We start from the raw sequence: 15,485 nt of genomic DNA on the forward strand, positions 1-15,485 counted from the left end.
CGCCGGGCGACTTCGCGATCATCTTGCCAGCGGCCCGGCTCGTGAACATCTCGGGGAACACCGGGGGCGCGCCGGCTCGGAGCTCCGCCGGTCGCCATTAAGTACCGGTCGGTATGAAAGCGGTAAGGTCCACGGCATGGAGACAGAACTTCCGCGTTCCGGCACAGCTGGCGGCCCGGCCTGACCGTGTCGGGCGCGGCTCAGTACGGCGCCGGCATCCGGCTCGGCGAGGCGGTCGGATTCGTCGCGGCGGATCTGCTGCCCAAGATGGTGCTGACCGGCATCAGCGTCGTCGAGGTGGCCGACATCTCACCGAGCGAGGTGCGGCTGGCCTGGCCGAGGTTCGCGACCTCCCGCGACCTCGCCCGCTTCGTCCGGCAGGCCACAAGCGCAGCCGACCACCGTCCGGAGCGGGCCGGCTCGAGAGCCGCCTGACCCGCAGTGACCGGCGTCGCAGAGTCTTGCCCCTGACGTCAACGTGAGGTTCTACCGTCGGCGGTATGCAGATCTCCGGAGCAGTCGCCCTCGTCACGGGGGCCAATCGTGGCCTCGGCAAGCACTTCGCCCAGCAGCTTCTCTCGCGCGGGGCGAAGGTGTATGCCACCGCCCGCCGCCCTGAGCTCGTCGACCTTCCGGGCGCCACGGTGCTGGCGCTCGACATCACCGACCCGGCGTCGGTCGCGGCGGCCGCGGCCGCCGCGCCGGATGTCACGCTGCTCGTCAACAACGCCGGCCTCGACACCGCGACCGGTCTGGTCACCGGTGACCTCGACCGGATCCGGCTGGAGCTCGACACCCATTTCTGGGGCACGCTCGCCATGATCCGGGCCTTCGCGCCGCAGCTGGCCGGCGGGGCGATCCTCAACGTGCTGTCCGCGATGTCGTGGTTCAACTATCCCGGGCACACCGCGTACGGCGTCGCGAAGGCCGCCGAATGGAACCTGACCAACGGCGTACGACTGGAGCTCGCCGAGCAGAAGACGCTGGTCACCGCCCTGCACCTGGGCGCCGCGGACACCGACCTGAGCGATTACGACGGCCCCAAGGGTGACCCGGCGGTGCTCGTCCGAGCCGGGCTGGACGGCCTCGAGCAGGACCGCGCCGAGGTGGTCGCCGACGAGTGGACCGCCCACGTGAAGGCTTCCCTGGCCGGCGACCCCAGCGACTTCTACCGCTGAGCGAACGCCCCCTCAGCTTCGCCGGCGCCGGACCGCCAGCAGCGCGCCGCCGGCGATCGCGGCGAGGCCCCCGGCGATCAGCGGCGCCGACGCGGTCACGTGGTCGACGAGCAGTCCACCGCCGACCGCGCCGGCCGCGATCGCGATCTGGAAGACCGTCACCATCAGACCGCCCACCTGCTCGAGCCGGGCCGGCTCGGTCCGGGCGCCCCACGTCTGCGCGGTCGTCGGGAAACCACCGAACCCGAAGCCCCACAACGCGACGGCGACGAACAACCCCGTCGTCGAACCCGCGGTCAGGACGATGCCGAGCATCCCCAGCCCGAGCACCGCGGGGAACACCAGCGCGGCGACCCGCAGGGCCCGGTCGGCCAGGAAGCCGCTCGCCGCGGTGCCGAGCACATTGGCGATCCCGTAGACCAGCAGCAGCACGGCGAGCCCGCCGGCGTCGATGCCGGACACCTCCTCCGCGGCCGGCCGGATGTACGTGAACCCGGTGAACTGCCCGGCCGCGACCAGCAGGATCGCCGACAGGCCGACCAGCAGGACGCCCGAGCGCAGCGTCGACCCGAGAGCGCGAAGACCGCCGGCCGACTCCGGCGCGACCCGCGGCAGGGTCATCGCCTGCACCACCAGAGCGAGCACCGCGGCCCCGGCGCCGAGCAGGAACACCCCGCGCCAGCCCCAGATCTCGCCGAGCCGGGTGCCGACCGGGACGGCCGTGATGGTGGCGAGCGAGACACCGGCGTTGATGACGGTCACCGCGCGGCCGAGATGACCGGGCGGGACGAGCCGCGCCACCATGGCGATCGCCAGGGCCCAGAACCCGCCGAGCGCCACGCCCACGAAGAACCGGGCGACGAGCAGGACAGCCAGGCTGGGGGCCAGGGCGCCCAGCACGTTGGCGAACACGGCGACCACCGAGAGGCCGAGCATGACGTGACGCCGGTCCGCTCGGGGCAGCGCGATCGGGAGGAACAGCCCGGCCAGCCCGGCGCCGATCGCGGTCACGGTCACCGTCTGTCCCGCCGTGCCCTGGCTCACGCCGAGGTCCGCGGCCATCCGCGGCAGCAGGCTGGCCGGCAGGAACTCGGCCATCACCAGCGCGAAGACGCCGAGGCTGAGCGAGACGACCCCGGCCCACGAGGTCCGGGCCGGCGGGCCGGCGAGGACCTCGCGCACGGCCACCGGCGGTGCGCCGGGACCGGGATGTGAAGCGTCGACCGCCTCGGTGTCCGACATGGCGACCTTCCCTGACGCGGCGACCCACCGCTTCTGTACCGACTGGAACTGAACCCTGCGAATCGTACGGGGTGTCCGGCCGAAGCCCCTGGCCCGCCGCCCGTGAGGCGCCGCACACTCCCGGCCGGCAAGGAAGGCGGCAAGGAGGGCCGGCTCGACGGGGGCGAGCCGGGCGCCGAGGGCCCTAAGATCCATGAGTGTGAATGTTGAAGCGGAGAGCCGGCCTGTCCTGGACGTCGGCTTCGAGGAGCGAGTCCCGCCACCCAAACTGCTGCTCTTCGCCGTTCAGCATCTGCTGACGCTCTCGGCCATCTGGGTCTTCCCGGTCCTCATCGGCGTCACGCTCGGCCTGGCCACCGGCGACGTCACCGCCATGATCCAGGCGTCGTTCCTGCTGGCCGGCATCGTCACCGTGCTGCAGTCCAGCCGCATCGTGCGACTCCCGATCGTGCAGGGCCCGACCGCGGCGTTCTTCGCCGCCCTGCTCGCCGCCGGGGCGGCCTACGGCCTCGACGCCGCGTTCGGGTCGATGGTCGTCGCCGGTCTGATCTTCATGGCGCTCACCATCCCGATCGGGCGGTTCGGGGTGCTCATCCACGTCGTCCGGTTCGCCACCGACCCCCTGGTCTTCGGCACGATGTGCATCATCATCGGCGCGCAACTGGCGACGCTCGGGCTGCCCGGCTGGTTCGGCGCCGAGGGCCAGACCGGGTACGGCTGGGACCTGTTCTGGATCGGCCTGGTCACGCTGCTGACCGTGGTGGCCTGCCTGCTGCTGGGCGGCACGACGCTCATCCGGCGGGCCGCCGTCCTGATCGGCATGCTGGTCGGGTCGGTGCTGGCCGCGGTGACCGGGCTGTGGAGCGTCCCGGACCTGACGGGGGTCTCGTTCGTCGGGCCGCCGTCGTTCCTGCCGTTCGGCTTCGCCGTGCAGTGGCCGGCCGTCCTGCTGATGCTGCTGGCCTTTCTCGAGTCGAGCGCCGAGGCGGTCGGCATGTACACCCTCGTGTCCCGCTGGGGCGGCGCCGAGCTCACCCGCAACCGCATCAACCGCGGGCTGTTCACCGAGTACGCGGGCTCGGTGGCCGGGGCGCTGTTCGGCGGGGTCGGCACCGCCTCGTACCCGGAGAACGCCGGCATCGTCCGGGTGACCCGGGTCGGCAGCCGGTTCGTCACGATGGCCGCGGGCGTCATCGCGATCGCCCTCGCGTTCCTGCCCGTGTTCAGCGCGTTCGTCGCGGGCCTGCCCGGCGCCGTGCTGGCCGCCGCGTCCACGGTGCTCTTCGGCATCATCGCGATGAGCGGCGTGCAGATGATGAGCGCGGTCCGGTGGGACGACCTCAACCTCACGGTGGCGGGCACCGCCTTCATCCTCGCGCTGGGCGGTCAGTGGCTGCCCGAGGCGATGGTGGCGACCATGCCGGACTGGGCCCGGGCGCTGGTCACCACCCCGATGATGTTCGGCGCGGTGCTGCTGATCGTGCTCAACGCCACGGTCAACTACGGCCTGCGTCCCTGGCTCGCCCGCCGCGCGGACGGCGAGCCGCGATGATCACGCTCCGGCTCAACCACCAGCAGCGTGACTTCCTGCAGGCGGTCGTCGACCGGGACGCGCAGCTCGGCGACCTCGGCGAGCTCGTCCGGGCCGCCCTGGCCGACGCCCCGGCCCACACACCCGGTCGGGCCACACCGCAGGCCGTCGCCGCACCTCCCCGGCGTACGCCCGGGGAAGAGCACACCCTCGAGCCCGGCACCGGCAAGGCGTTCGAGGTGCGGGCGGGCCGGGTGATCCGGATCGCGCAGATCCAGGGCCACCAGTGCGTCGACCTGAACGTCTTCGTCCTGGGCGACCCCCGCGAACGGTTGCACGCCGGCCGCACCCGGGGCATGCAGGGCCGCCACCCGTCCCGCGGTGACGTGCTGTGGTCCAACGCGCCGTGGGAGCGCCCGATCATGGCGATCGTCGGCGGCACGGCCACGACCGACACCCAGTTCCCGTTCTGCAGCCGGCTCATCTACAGCGCGTTCTTCGGCCTGCACGACCGCACGAACTGCCAGGAGATCCAGAACGAGGCCCAGCGCGAGTACGGCCTGGCGCCCTGGGACCTGCACGAGTCGCTCAACCTGTTCATGCACACCACCACCGGCCCGGGCGGCGAGGCGGTCATCCAGCGCAACCGGGCCCGGCCGGGCGACCACATCGAGTTCCTCGCGCTCCTGGACCTGCTGGTCGTCCCCAACGTGTGCGGCGACGACCTGTCCAACTGCAGCAACTTCGGGCTGCGCCCGGTACGGGTCACGATCGAGGACAGCCGGCCCGAGGACATCGAGTACGCCCGCGGCGCGTACGACCGGGCCGCGGTCCTCGGTCTGCCGCGACCTCGCGAGGTGCCGGGTGCCCGGCCTCTCCAACGCGACCCCGGCTACGTCGCCGCCTTCCCGTACCTGCCGCTGCGCTCCGCCGACGTCCAGGTCGAGGCCGACGACACGCTTCGGCGCCGCTTCGCAGAGGCCAGGAACACCGATCTGTACGCCGGCGACGACGCGGCCGCCCTGCGCGACCTCGTCCTGTCGTGGGCGATCGAGCGGCTCGGCGCCTTCGCCGGCAACGACTGACGGTGCCGCGGCTGCCCTAGGGGCGTATCTGATGGATCACGCGGGGCTGCGGCGTGATCCATCAGATACGCCCTAAGCTCCACGATCATGACGATCGAAGTGGTGCTCGGCGAGGTGACCTGTCCGTCCGGGCAGCTGGTGATCACCGACGGCGGCTACCTGGAGATGTGGTCCGGCGCCCGGGTGCCCGACGACGAGGAGCGCCCGGCCACCGACTTCGCGATCGTCGGCCCGGACGCCGAGGCCGCGGCCGCGTCCTTCGACCGGCAGACCGGCACCCGGCTGTACGACATCCCGTCCCACGGCGTCGCCGGGTTCACCGCGACGTTCGACGAACACTGCCGCGAGCACGGGCACGACGCGAGCCTGCGGGCGTTCGAGCAGCAGGTCCCGCACCGGGAGCGGGTCCGCCACGCGGTCACGGCCCGCGATCCGGGCTTCATCGTCATGGGCGTCCCGGTGCTGTCGATCGAGGTGCCGGCCGACCGGGCGCTGCCGGTCACCGCCCTCCCCGGCGACGGCGCCTGGCAGTCCCTGCGCATCGAGCTCAGTGACGCGCCCGTCGCCGGCTCCTGGGTGTTCTGGCAGCTCGGGATCGACCACGCCCGGTTCGTCTTCGCCGACGCCGACGCGCTCAACTCCTGGGAGCACTTCGAGCCGCTGGACGGGCTGGCCGACCTGGTTTTCTGGGGACGCGACCAGGAGCAGGTCGCCGCCGAGTTCGGCGCGCCCCCGCTCGGCGACTCCCCCGATGCCGGGTACGGGTGGGTGGATCTGCCGGCCGAGGAGGCCTACCAGCGGGGCCTGGCCCTGGAGGCCCGGCACGACGAGCCCGGCGGTCCGGCCTTCGCGTTCGACTTCCGGCCGCACTCGCATCACTGGCAGGTGATGAGCCTCGTACGGGCGGCCGACCACGAGGCCGGCGTGATCGAGGTCGCCGGCGCGACCGTCCTGATGGCGATGACCTCCGTGGGTGACGGCTTCTTCCCCGTCCATCTCGACGTCGACGCCGACGGCCTCCCGGTCGCCCTCCGCATCGTCGTCAGCGGCCAGGACTGACCGCCGCTCCACCCGCCCGGCATCAGCCACTCCACCGACGGGCCGGACGGCGTTTCAGAGGGGCTGCTCGATCTCCTTGGCGACGGCCCGGGCCCGGTCCGGGTCGGGTTCCGGGCTGGTCAGGGGCACGCGGGCGGTGCCGGTGAGGCTTCCGGTGCCGGCCCGCAGGGGCGCCTCGTGGTCGCCGGTGATCTCGTCCTCGATCTCGTCGGCCGACGGCGCCCGGCGCAGAGCCACCACCAGCAGCGTGCCCAGGACGAGCAGGACCAGACCCATCAGGACGACGTTGTACGGCTCGGGCGGCAGCGTGGCACCCCAGTACACCAGCGCGGCCAGGGCCGCGGCGACCGGCATGGTGACCAGCCAGGCGAGGGCGACGCGGCCGAAGATCGACCAGTTCACGGTGGCGGCGCGGTTCTGCGAGCCGGCGCCCGCGATGGCGCCGGCGACGGTGTGGGTCGAGGAGACCGGAGCGCCCAGATAGGTCGAGCCGAACAGGGCCACCGCGGCTCCGGTCTCCGCGGCGAACCCGCTGACCGGGCGCAGCTGGGTGATCCGCGTACCCATGGTCCGGATGATGCGCCACCCGCCGGAGACAGTGCCCAGCGCGATCGCGGTGTAGGCCGACACCTCGACCCAGAGCGGGATGGTCAGCTGGTCGCCGGAGGCTTCCAGGTGCCCGGTGGCCACCAGCAGCGCGGCGACGACGCCCATCGTCTTCTGGGCGTTGTTGCCGCCGTGGGCCAGCGACACCGCCGCGGAGGACACCAGCTGGGCGTACCGGAAACGGCGTTCCGTCCGGACGACGTCCGCGCGGCGCAGGAGCAGCCGGAGAACGAGCATGACGGCGCCCCCGATCAGCAGCCCGGCGACCGGGCTGATCAGGATGAACAGCGCGGTCTTCTGGACGCTGCCGCCGTGGATCGCGTCGGGGCCGCCGCGGGCCAGACCCGCTCCCACCAGCGCGCCGACCAGGGCGTGGGACGACGACGTGGGCAGCGCGAGCCACCACGAGAGGTAGTTCCAGATGACCGCGCCGAGCAGGGCGGCGAAGACGACCGGCAGCCCGAAGTACTCCGTCTTGACGGTCTGGCCCACGGTGTTGGCCACGGCGGTGCCGACGATCAGCAGAGCGGCGAAGTTGAAGAAGGCGGCCCAGGCCACGGCCACCCGCGGCCGCAGAACGTGGGTGGCGACCACGGTGGCGATGGCGTTCGCCGAGTCGTGGAAGCCGTTGGTGAAATCGAACAACAGGGCCAGCGCAATGAGGCCGATCAAGGCGGCCAGAGTCACGTCCACGCGCGGCGCATACCCGTCGCCGCCCTGGCCATTCAAGACGTTCCGGGGTCAGGAGGGGCTGCAGAGCACCTCCGACAGACCGGTCACGTCGAGCACCTGCTGGACCAAGCCGTGCCCGTTGACCAGGGTGAACACCCGGTCGTCGGCAACAGCCGCCTCATACCCCGCGACCAGGCCGGCGATGGCGTGCGAGTCGACCAGCAGTGTCCGTTCCAGGTCGACGATCACCCGGGTGACCCCGGGACGCCGCGCCGCCTCCACGAGGGCGGTCGCGAGAGCGTCACCGACACTCATGTCGAACTCGCCCGACAGGCCCACCCGCACGACGCCGAGGTGGGGCTCCTGCACGGAGATGGTGAACGGAGGCGTAGTCACAGTCGGTATGTCTAGCACAGGGGTAGGACAGAAAAGGGTGGCGTGGTCAGCGGACCGCCGTGGTGTCCAAGGCCCGGTGCGGCCGCGGGAACGAGGCCCAGACGTGCTTGGTGTCGGCGTCCTTGTACCAGCACAATTGCTGAGCCAGGGAGCCGGCGATGTGCAGGCCCCGGCCCCCGGCGTTGATCTGCCGGCGCGGGCCCGGGAGTTGCGGGGCATGGTGCGGGTCGTGGTCGCTGACGTCGAGGACGTAGCAGTCCTCGTCGCCCAGCAGCCGGACGACGACCGGCGGCGTCCCGTGACGCAAGGCGTTGCCGGCCAGCTCGGTGGCGACCAGCGCGATCCGCTGCGCCAGCTCGGCGTTCTCGCGCTCGTCGGGCCGGTCTGCGTCGAAGTGACGATGCAGGTCGGTGCGGATCACTCTCAGTTCGGCGTCGCCGGTCAATTCCCAGATGCGAAGTTGCCGTGCGTGCGCCGGGGGCGCGGACAACCGCAGCGGGTTCATGGGCCCGATGCTTGCCCCCGGCACCGGTGAGGAAAACCTGAACCGACGGATCTCGAAACAGTTGATCCGGACCGGGATCGGAATCGCTCAGGCCGGCAGCGCACCCTTCGAGCCGGGCGTCCCGGCGGAGTCGGCGCCGGGCGACCGCACAGCGCCGGCCACCAGCGCCTCGGCGACAGTGTGCAGGTCGCCGCCGGATTGCTCGGCGACCCTGGCCAGGACGGCGAACGCCTCGTCCGCGGTGCAGTGCCGCTCGGCCATGACGATGCCCTTGGCCTGCTCGATCACCATGCGGCTGTCGAGGGCGGCCCGGGCGTGATCGGCCAGCGTGGCCGAACCGGCGTGCAGGTGCGCGTTGGCCATGGCGACGGCGGCGTACCCGGCGAAGGTCTCGGCCAGGATGACCGCGTCGTCGTCGAAGGCGTGCGGCCTCCTCGCGTACACGTTGAAGGCGCCACTGACCGACTCGCGCAGCGGCAACCCGATGGACAGAGAGCTGTGGACCCCCGCGTCGATGGCGTGGTCGGCCCAGTCCGCCCATCGGCTCTCCCCGGCCATGTCCGGCACGGACACCGTCAGGCCGGCCGCCGCCGCGGCCAGGCACGGACCGTGGCCCTGCTGGTACTGCCATTCGTCGACCGTGATGGCCCGCGGCCCGGTGAAGGCGGCGGTGTGCGCACCGCCGGGCCCGACGAGCGTGACCGAGACCTCGTCGGCGCCCGGGATGCTGCGCCCGGCCAGCTCGGCCACCCGGGACAGGGACGCGGCGACGTCGGTCTGCGTGAAGTCGATCCGCCCGAGCTCGGCGAACGCTTCGGTCGGCTTCGTGAGTGGTTTCGTCATGGACGGTCTCCTTCCGAGGTCCGGCCGGCTGCTCCGGAACCGGGGTGGCTCAGGTGCCGTGCGGTCGGTCACTTGATGTCGTGGTTCTGCAGCCAGAGCTCGAGCAGCCCCAGTTGCCACAGCTTGTTGTAGCCGACCGGCGTGCGGTGCTCGTTCGGCTGCCGCAGGAGCAGGTCGACGTACTCCGGGCGGAAGAGCCCCCGGTTCTTGGCCGCCGGGCTGTAGAGCGCGTCGCCGACCAGCTCGAGCAGCGGACCCCGCAGATGACGCAGGGCGGGCACCGGGAAGTAGCCCTTCGGACGGTCGATCAACCCGGCGGGCAGCACGGTACGGGCGAAATCCTTCAGGACGCCCTTGCCGCCGTGCGCCGCCTTCAGCCCGGGCGGGCAGGTAGCGGCCAGCGCGACGAGGTCCTGGTCGAGGAACGGCACGCGGACCTCCAGACCGAACGCCATGCTCATGTTGTCCACGCGTTTGACCGGGTCGTCCGGCATCAGCAGGTGCGTGTCCAGCCGCAGCGCGGCGTCCAGCGCGGTCTCCGCACCGGGCGCGAGCAGATGCCCGCCGGCCAGCGCCGCGGTGGCGTCGTGATCGCACAGGTACTCCGGCTGCACCACCTGGGTCATCTCGCTGTGGCCGCGATCGAAGAACGTCGCGGCGAACAGGCCGGGGGCGCCGGCCCGGGTGACGTCCGCGAACGGCTGGTGGTAGCCGTACCCGGCGAACACCTCGTCGGCGCCCTGTCCCGACTGGGCCACCTTCACGTGCTGGGACACCTGCTGGGCGAGCAGATGGAAGGCGACCACGTCGTGGCTGCCCATCGGCTCGGCCATCGCCGTGACGGCCCGCTCCACAGCCGGCATCAACTCCGCGTCGGTCACCCGGAGGCGGTGGTGGTCCGTGCCGTAGGTGCGGGCGACCAGGTCGGAGTAGCGGAACTCGTCACCCTGCTCCCCGCCGGCCGCCTCGAACCCGATGCTGAACGTCTGGAGGTCGGACCGGCCGGCCTCGGCGAGCAGCGCGACGATCAGGCTCGAGTCCAGACCACCGGACAGCAGCACCCCGACCGGCACGTCGGCCACCAGGCGTCGTTCGACGGCAGTACGCAACGCGCCGCCGATCGCCTCCTGCCAGTCGCGCCCGTCCATGCCGTCGTCGGCCGGGTCACGGACGTACTCCGGGCTCCAGTAGACGTGGTCGCGGCGGCGGCCGTCGGACTCGATCACCCGTACGGTGGCCGGCGGCAGCTTGCGAACCCCCTTGAGGAGCGTCCGCGGCGCCGGGACGATCGTGTGCCAGGACAGGTAGTGATGCAGGGCGACGGTGTCGATGCCGGTGTCGACGTCACCCCCGGCCAGCAGGGCGGGCAGGGTGGAGGCGAAGCGGACCCGGCCCGGCGTCTCGGACACGTACAGCGGTTTGATGCCGAGCCGGTCACGAGCCAGGACGAGCCGGCGCCGCGCGCGGTCCACGATGGCGACGGCGAACATCCCGACCAGATGGTCGGCGAAGTGCTCGCCCCACCGGTGGTACGCCGCGAGGATCACCTCGGTGTCGCTCGTCGACCGGAATCGGTACCCGGCAGCCCGCAGGTCGGTCCGCAGCTCCTGGTAGTTGTAGATGCAGCCGTTGAACGTGATCGCCGCGCCCCAGCGCTCGGCGACCATCGGCTGGGCACCGCTCTCGGACAGATCGATGATGCTCAGCCGGCGGTGTCCCAGCGCGACCCAGCCGTCGTTCCAGCAGCCGCTGCCGTCCGGGCCTCTGGTCCGCAGGGCCTCGGTCATCCGGCCCACCGCCTCGGTATCGGCCGGCTCGCCGCCGAGACGGGCCTCCCCGCTGATTCCGCACATCGCGCCGTTCCTCCCTCCGCCCCGTTGCCGGTTGGTCGGGCCTTCCCGGCGGTTCCTCGATCAAACAGCCGGATTCGTCACGGTCGAAGTCCGGGAACCGGCCATCGAGGTGGCCGGCTCCGGCGCCGGCGCCCGGTCCGGGGACTGCCGCAGCCGGCTCAGCGCCGCCGTCACGAGGTCGCCCGGGCGGGGCCGACGGCCGATCAGGCGGGTGAACAGGCTGTGCCGCAGCACCCGGCCCGGATAGGTGCCGTGCACCTGCCCCGGCCCGTCCAGCGGGCCGTCGACGTTGTCGACCCCGTTGTCCGGCCGGTCGGTGCGTTGCGCGCCCACGCCGAGCCGGCGCAGCGAGAACAGCGCATCGGTGAGCGCCGGTGACAGACGCTGGCCGAGGAAGAACCCCGCCGCCGCCCCGCCGACCGGGATCTCGCGCCGCGGGTGGGCGGCCGCATAGACGATGGCGTCGGCGACGATCTCGGGCGCGTACACCGGCGGTGGCGGCTTGACCATGGCGCCCAGCTTGCTCCGGGCGTGCTCGAAGAACGGCGTGTCGATCGAGGCCGGCAGGATCGTGGTGACCGCGATCGGCGCGCCCTCCTGGGCCAGTTCCATCCGCAGGCAGTCGTAGAACCCGCGCAGGGCGAACTTGCTGGCCGTGTACGGCCCGTGCAGCGGAACAGCGCGGACGCCCTCGACCGAGGCGATGCCGATCACGACACCGCCACCGGCCCGGCGCAGGGCCGGCATCGCGGCGTGCACGCCATGCACCTGGCCGAGGAAGTTCACCCGCATCACCCGGTCGAACTCGGCGTCGGTGATGTCCTCGACCCGTCCCCACACGCTGACCGCGGCGTTGTTCACCCAGGTGTCGATGCGGCCGAAGTGCTGCTCGGCGGTGTCGGCCAGGGCGCGTACGGCCACCGGGTCGGCGACGTCGGTCGGCACGGCGACGGCCGTGCCGCCGTCGACGTGGATCTGCGCGGCGAGCACGTCCAGCGCCTCGGCGCTGCGGGCCGCGCAGACCACTTTCGCGCCCCGGGCGGCGAAGGCCAGGGCGGTCGCCCGGCCGATCCCGGTGGATGCCCCGGTGATGACCACGACCTGTTCGGAAACCGGTTTGGGCACGTCCTTGCCTTTCTCCCAGGAACAGAGTTGCGGGGTCGGGTCAGAGCGCGCCTTGGTTGCGCGGCTCGATGCTCGCTGTCGGGTCGACGCCGGCGTCGGCGTCCGGCTGCACCGGTCCCGGGCCGGGCTCCGAGCCCGATCCGGCCGCGGTGTTGCGGGAGGACCGTTCGGGATCGTTGACGTCCGTGGCGGTGGGCGCTTGACCGATCCGCTTGGCGCTGTCGCCTGTGCCGGTGTATTCGAGACCTTCGCCTTGCTGTCCGTCCTGCTGCATGTCGTCTCCCTCTCCGAGATCACGGACCGGCTCGCCACTGGCCATGACCCGGTCGACCATGCCGTCGTAGTTGTAGACCAGGCGGGTCTGCCCGCCGGTGTCGCGAGTGGCGGTGGTCCGGACGTAACGGTGGACGTAGGCGTCCACCTCGAGCTCCACCAGGGCCGCGCCGGCCGGGTCGAACTGCTGCCCGTCGCGGGGGCCACCGATCAGGACCGCTTCTTGTGGCTGCGTCATGGCGCCGCGTACCCGGCGATCCGGCATTGATGCCTGCCGGGACGGCGGGTTTCAGTCCTGTGTTCTCGCGCCCTGCTCAGCCACGTCGGCCTGCGTACCCTCGCCCGTCGTGGTGGTGAGATGTGGGCGCCGGCCACGTACGGGTGGCGGTTGTGGTCGGCGTCACGGCCGGGCCGGGATTGCTCGCCGGGGTCCACCGGTTGGAAGAGGAGCCGGTGTGGCCAGTGTCCCAGGGCCTCACCCCATTGCCTTCGCGGAATACCGTTCGGCTGGAGCCGCGTCGCGCCACTCGCCTTCAGGCGACCTCCACACCGGCCTCAGCTTCGGCAAAGCCCGGCGCCCCCTGGCGCCGGGCTTTTCGCATGGCGACGAGCCGGGTACCGGTGATGGTCACCCGCGGAGGCGGCGGCGGATCAGCACAGAGCCGAGTGCCAGGGCAAAGACGATCACCGTCAGGACCACGGCCGGCCAGCCGAAAAGCACCATCACCATCGGAACGACGATGTAGAAGGAGGCGCAAAGGGCCGGGACGGCGGGCGGCCCGCGCCTGATCGAACCGCATCCGGTCGACGAAGGCGGGATCCTCCCGGACCAGGTCGTCCTCGATCGCCCGTAAGCTGCGCCGTGTCTGCTCGTCCATATCAGGGCCGGCCCGCGCTCGGCTCGGCCGTCCCACGACCCGCACCCCGGTCGGCCATCGTCGCTCCTCAATGGTGGCTGGAGCGGGCCGCCTTCCCTTCGGCGGGGCCGGGAAACAACGGAATCACGGCCGTCAGCGGCCGAGTCCGGCGCCGGGCTGCAGGAACTCGACACGGGTGGCGGTCAGCAGCGGGTCCTTGCGGGCGTGGAAGCGCCGGACGTGCTCGGCGGTCTCGTGGGCCTGGAAGGCGCCCCGGTCGCGGTACACCTCGTAGAAGACCCGGGCCAGCGGCTCGTCGGCCACGGCGTGCGTGGCGTAGGTGAGCGTGCCCGGTTCCTTCTCCGCTATCTCGCGCACGACCTCTGCGGTCAACTCGTCGAACCGTTCAGCCGCGGCCGAGTCACGGCAGTCGAAGCGAACAACCAGTGCGAACATGCCCCGACCCTATGCGCGGCGGTCCGGGCGCGCGCGGTCACGCCCGGACGTACGCGCGCCTCAGCGAACGCGCCGGGCGGTGAACTGCATGCGCGGCGTGGCGTAGAACCCCTGCGCCTCCACCAGCTGGAGCTCGCGCTCGCCGGACTTGTAGGTGGTCTCGATCAGGTCGAAGATGCTCGACGCCGTCCGCTCCAGCGACACCGCCGCGTCCCTGGTCGCGGTGTAGTGGGCGGTGAACAGGGCCGCCGTGACGTCACCGGACCCGTTCGCCTTGAACGGCAGGTGCGGGGTGGTCACGATCCAGGCGCCGGTCTCGTCGACCACGAGCATCTCGATCGTGCCCTCGTCCCGGTCGGGCCGCTCCACGCTCGTGACCAGCACGGTCGAGGGACCCGCGGCCCGGGCCAGGTCGGCCGAGGCGAGGGTCGACTCGATGCTCGCCGGCTCGGTGCCGGTCAGATAGCCCAGCTCGAACTGGTTGGGGGTGATGATGTCGGCCACCGGCACCACCCTGTCCCGCAGCATGTCGGGGATCTCGGGCGCGACGAAGCAGCCCGACTTGGCGTTGCCCATGACCGGGTCGCACGCGTAGAGGGCGGCCGGGTTCGCAGCCTTCACCCGGCGCACCACGTCGACGATGACATCCCCGATGCCGACCCCGCCCTGATAGCCGGACAGCACGGCGTCGATCTGCGGGAACACGCCCCGCTCCTCGACCCCGAGGAGGATCTCGGCCACGTCGGGCGGCGGGATGAGCGGTCCCCGCCAGGCGCCGTAGCCCGTGTGGTTGGAGAAGTTCACCGTGGGAACCGGGATGACCTCGACACCGATGCGCTGCAGCGGGAAGACAGCCGCCGAGTTCCCGACGTGGCCGTAGGCGACCGCCGACTGGATGGACATAACCTTCATCGCTCCAGCCTAGAGAGTTGTCCACGGTTCGCGAGACGCTACCGTCCGCGTGCCGCTGAGGGGCATGACGGCCGCGCGGACGTGTACCTGGCTCCGATCCGGTGGAGGGAACCACCGCCGGTCCTGTCGGATCCGGGCCGGCCCGTTCGTGGAGAGGACAAGACTGGCACGCGGAAGGGAACCGACATGACTGCTGTCTACACCTGGGACGTCTTCTCCACCCTCGATGGCTATGGCTCGTTCGCCGAAGGCGCCGACTGGGGTGGCTACTGGGGCAAACAGGGCCCGGATCTCCTGGCCCACCGCGCCGCCCTCTTCGACACCGGGCAGCGCATGGTCTTCGGGGCGACGACCTTCCGGGAGAACGCCGCGATCATGACGTCGGGCATCGACCCCAACTGGCTCGACGAGTGGAACCTCCGGACGATGCGTGCGCCGGCAACGGTGATCTCGTCCACGCTGGAAGACACTCTGGGCTGGCCGGACGCGACGATCATGAGCGGCGACGCCGTGGAGATCGTGACCCGCCTCAAGCAGGAGTCGGAGGTGCCGTTGCGCTCGCCGGCCAGCCTGTCGCTCAACTGGGCGCTGATGGCCGCGGGACTGGTCGACCGGCTGCAGGTGACGATCTTCCCGGTCATCTCCGGACGGACCGGGACCAGCCCGATCCTGCGCGGCGCGGGCGACTTCGACCTCGAGCTGCTCGAAAGCCGGACCCTCGACGGCCACACCCAGGAACTCGTCTACCGTCCCACTCCGCGCTGAACCGGCGCCGCGCCGGACGGTACGGGGCATCGTGACGAGGGACTCAGCAGGGATCATGAACGGGCCGGTCCGTTGTTCCGTCTACCCGTAGGCGGACAACCGGGCTCCGTCGCGCGCCGAAAGTGGG

The 15,485-nt window shown here is 71.7% G+C and carries 16 protein-coding genes and 1 pseudogene; 6 read left to right on the forward strand and 11 right to left on the reverse strand.

Annotation, left to right across the window (positions count from 1 at the left end; genetic code table 11):
- Positions 1 to 186: 186 nt before the first annotated feature.
- Positions 187 to 435, forward strand: a complete 249-nt coding sequence (locus tag HJC40_RS37380) for a hypothetical protein (RefSeq protein ID WP_250008246.1) — start codon at positions 187 to 189, stop codon at positions 433 to 435.
- Positions 436 to 500: 65 nt separating this feature from the next.
- Positions 501 to 1,178: an SDR family oxidoreductase gene (locus HJC40_RS37385; protein ID WP_250008247.1), complete on the forward strand. Its 678-nt coding sequence runs from the start codon at positions 501 to 503 to the stop codon at positions 1,176 to 1,178.
- Positions 1,179 to 1,190: 12 nt separating this feature from the next.
- Here the strand turns inward: HJC40_RS37385 and HJC40_RS37390 are convergent, their stop codons facing one another.
- Entirely contained in the window at positions 1,191 to 2,420 is a 1,230-nt protein-coding gene (locus tag HJC40_RS37390) for an MFS transporter (RefSeq protein ID WP_250008248.1), read from the reverse strand.
- A 199-nt stretch (positions 2,421 to 2,619) separates the two neighbouring features.
- On the opposite strand from HJC40_RS37390, the gene HJC40_RS37395 reads away from it, so the two are divergent.
- The 3 genes from HJC40_RS37395 to HJC40_RS37405 all read left to right on the forward strand — a co-directional run bounded on the left by HJC40_RS37395 (position 2,620) and on the right by HJC40_RS37405 (position 6,095).
- The gene (locus HJC40_RS37395) at positions 2,620 to 3,972 is read left to right on the forward strand and encodes a uracil-xanthine permease family protein (protein WP_250008250.1); all 1,353 of its coding nucleotides are present in this window, start codon (positions 2,620 to 2,622) and stop codon (positions 3,970 to 3,972) included.
- Positions 3,969 to 5,036: an urea carboxylase-associated family protein gene (locus tag HJC40_RS37400; protein WP_250008251.1), complete on the forward strand. Its 1,068-nt coding sequence runs from the start codon at positions 3,969 to 3,971 to the stop codon at positions 5,034 to 5,036. The genes HJC40_RS37395 and HJC40_RS37400 overlap by 4 nt, the downstream gene beginning before the upstream one ends.
- 87 nt (positions 5,037 to 5,123) lie before the next feature.
- Complete coding sequence (locus HJC40_RS37405; RefSeq protein WP_250008252.1) at positions 5,124 to 6,095, forward strand: hypothetical protein; 972 nt, start codon at positions 5,124 to 5,126, stop codon at positions 6,093 to 6,095.
- A 54-nt stretch (positions 6,096 to 6,149) separates the two neighbouring features.
- Here HJC40_RS37405 and HJC40_RS37410 read toward each other — a convergent pair whose 3' ends face one another.
- From HJC40_RS37410 to pdxY, 10 genes and pseudogenes are all read right to left on the reverse strand, one after another.
- Positions 6,150 to 7,394, reverse strand: coding sequence for an inorganic phosphate transporter (locus HJC40_RS37410; RefSeq protein ID WP_250008253.1), 1,245 nt, complete (start codon positions 7,392 to 7,394; stop codon positions 6,150 to 6,152).
- 48 nt (positions 7,395 to 7,442) lie between these two features.
- Positions 7,443 to 7,769, reverse strand: coding sequence for an STAS domain-containing protein (locus HJC40_RS37415; RefSeq protein WP_250008254.1), 327 nt, complete (start codon positions 7,767 to 7,769; stop codon positions 7,443 to 7,445).
- A gap of 46 nt (positions 7,770 to 7,815) precedes the next feature.
- The gene (locus tag HJC40_RS37420; RefSeq protein WP_250008255.1) at positions 7,816 to 8,274 is read right to left on the reverse strand and encodes an ATP-binding protein; all 459 of its coding nucleotides are present in this window, start codon (positions 8,272 to 8,274) and stop codon (positions 7,816 to 7,818) included.
- An 87-nt stretch (positions 8,275 to 8,361) separates the two neighbouring features.
- The gene (locus HJC40_RS37425; protein WP_250008256.1) at positions 8,362 to 9,117 is read right to left on the reverse strand and encodes a GAF and ANTAR domain-containing protein; all 756 of its coding nucleotides are present in this window, start codon (positions 9,115 to 9,117) and stop codon (positions 8,362 to 8,364) included.
- A 68-nt stretch (positions 9,118 to 9,185) separates the two neighbouring features.
- Entirely contained in the window at positions 9,186 to 10,970 is a 1,785-nt protein-coding gene (locus HJC40_RS37430) for an N-acetylglutaminylglutamine amidotransferase (RefSeq protein WP_250008257.1), read from the reverse strand.
- A gap of 60 nt (positions 10,971 to 11,030) precedes the next feature.
- Positions 11,031 to 12,095, reverse strand: coding sequence for an SDR family oxidoreductase (locus tag HJC40_RS37435; RefSeq protein WP_250008258.1), 1,065 nt, complete (start codon positions 12,093 to 12,095; stop codon positions 11,031 to 11,033).
- A gap of 40 nt (positions 12,096 to 12,135) precedes the next feature.
- A complete protein-coding gene (locus tag HJC40_RS37440; RefSeq protein ID WP_250008259.1) occupies positions 12,136 to 12,606 on the reverse strand; it encodes a hypothetical protein in 471 nt (156 codons plus the stop codon).
- A 526-nt stretch (positions 12,607 to 13,132) separates the two neighbouring features.
- Positions 13,133 to 13,246 (reverse strand): annotated as a pseudogene (locus tag HJC40_RS46755) (DUF3040 domain-containing protein); the annotation flags it as partial.
- A 132-nt stretch (positions 13,247 to 13,378) separates the two neighbouring features.
- On the reverse strand, positions 13,379 to 13,681 hold the full coding sequence (locus HJC40_RS37445; protein WP_250008260.1) for a putative quinol monooxygenase: 303 nt from the start codon (positions 13,679 to 13,681) through the stop codon (positions 13,379 to 13,381).
- 60 nt (positions 13,682 to 13,741) lie between these two features.
- Entirely contained in the window at positions 13,742 to 14,593 is an 852-nt protein-coding gene (pdxY, locus tag HJC40_RS37450) for a pyridoxal kinase PdxY (RefSeq protein ID WP_250008261.1), read from the reverse strand.
- Positions 14,594 to 14,779: 186 nt separating this feature from the next.
- On the opposite strand from pdxY, the gene HJC40_RS37455 reads away from it, so the two are divergent.
- Complete coding sequence (locus tag HJC40_RS37455; RefSeq protein WP_250008262.1) at positions 14,780 to 15,358, forward strand: dihydrofolate reductase family protein; 579 nt, start codon at positions 14,780 to 14,782, stop codon at positions 15,356 to 15,358.
- Positions 15,359 to 15,485: the final 127 nt, after the last annotated feature.

It is taken from the genome of Actinoplanes sp. M2I2 (assembly GCF_023544445.1).
In the GTDB taxonomy this organism is placed as follows: Bacteria; Actinomycetota; Actinomycetes; order Mycobacteriales; family Micromonosporaceae; genus Actinoplanes.

Excerpts from the sequence above, each read along its gene's own strand:
- pdxY (WP_250008261.1), bottom strand. The coding sequence starts at position 14,593 with ATGAAGGTTATGTCCATCCAGTCGGCGGTCGCCTACGGCCACGTCGGG.
- HJC40_RS37425 (WP_250008256.1), bottom strand. The coding sequence starts at position 9,117 with ATGACGAAACCACTCACGAAGCCGACCGAAGCGTTCGCCGAGCTCGGG.
- HJC40_RS37390 (WP_250008248.1), bottom strand. The coding sequence starts at position 2,420 with ATGTCGGACACCGAGGCGGTCGACGCTTCACATCCCGGTCCCGGCGCA.
- HJC40_RS37420 (WP_250008255.1), bottom strand. The coding sequence starts at position 8,274 with ATGAACCCGCTGCGGTTGTCCGCGCCCCCGGCGCACGCACGGCAACTT.
- HJC40_RS37405 (WP_250008252.1), top strand. The coding sequence starts at position 5,124 with ATGACGATCGAAGTGGTGCTCGGCGAGGTGACCTGTCCGTCCGGGCAG.
- HJC40_RS37455 (WP_250008262.1), top strand. The coding sequence starts at position 14,780 with ATGACTGCTGTCTACACCTGGGACGTCTTCTCCACCCTCGATGGCTAT.
- HJC40_RS37385 (WP_250008247.1), top strand. The coding sequence starts at position 501 with ATGCAGATCTCCGGAGCAGTCGCCCTCGTCACGGGGGCCAATCGTGGC.
- HJC40_RS37430 (WP_250008257.1), bottom strand. The coding sequence starts at position 10,970 with ATGTGCGGAATCAGCGGGGAGGCCCGTCTCGGCGGCGAGCCGGCCGAT.
- HJC40_RS37400 (WP_250008251.1), top strand. The coding sequence starts at position 3,969 with ATGATCACGCTCCGGCTCAACCACCAGCAGCGTGACTTCCTGCAGGCG.
- HJC40_RS37440 (WP_250008259.1), bottom strand. The coding sequence starts at position 12,606 with ATGACGCAGCCACAAGAAGCGGTCCTGATCGGTGGCCCCCGCGACGGG.
- HJC40_RS37445 (WP_250008260.1), bottom strand. The coding sequence starts at position 13,681 with ATGTTCGCACTGGTTGTTCGCTTCGACTGCCGTGACTCGGCCGCGGCT.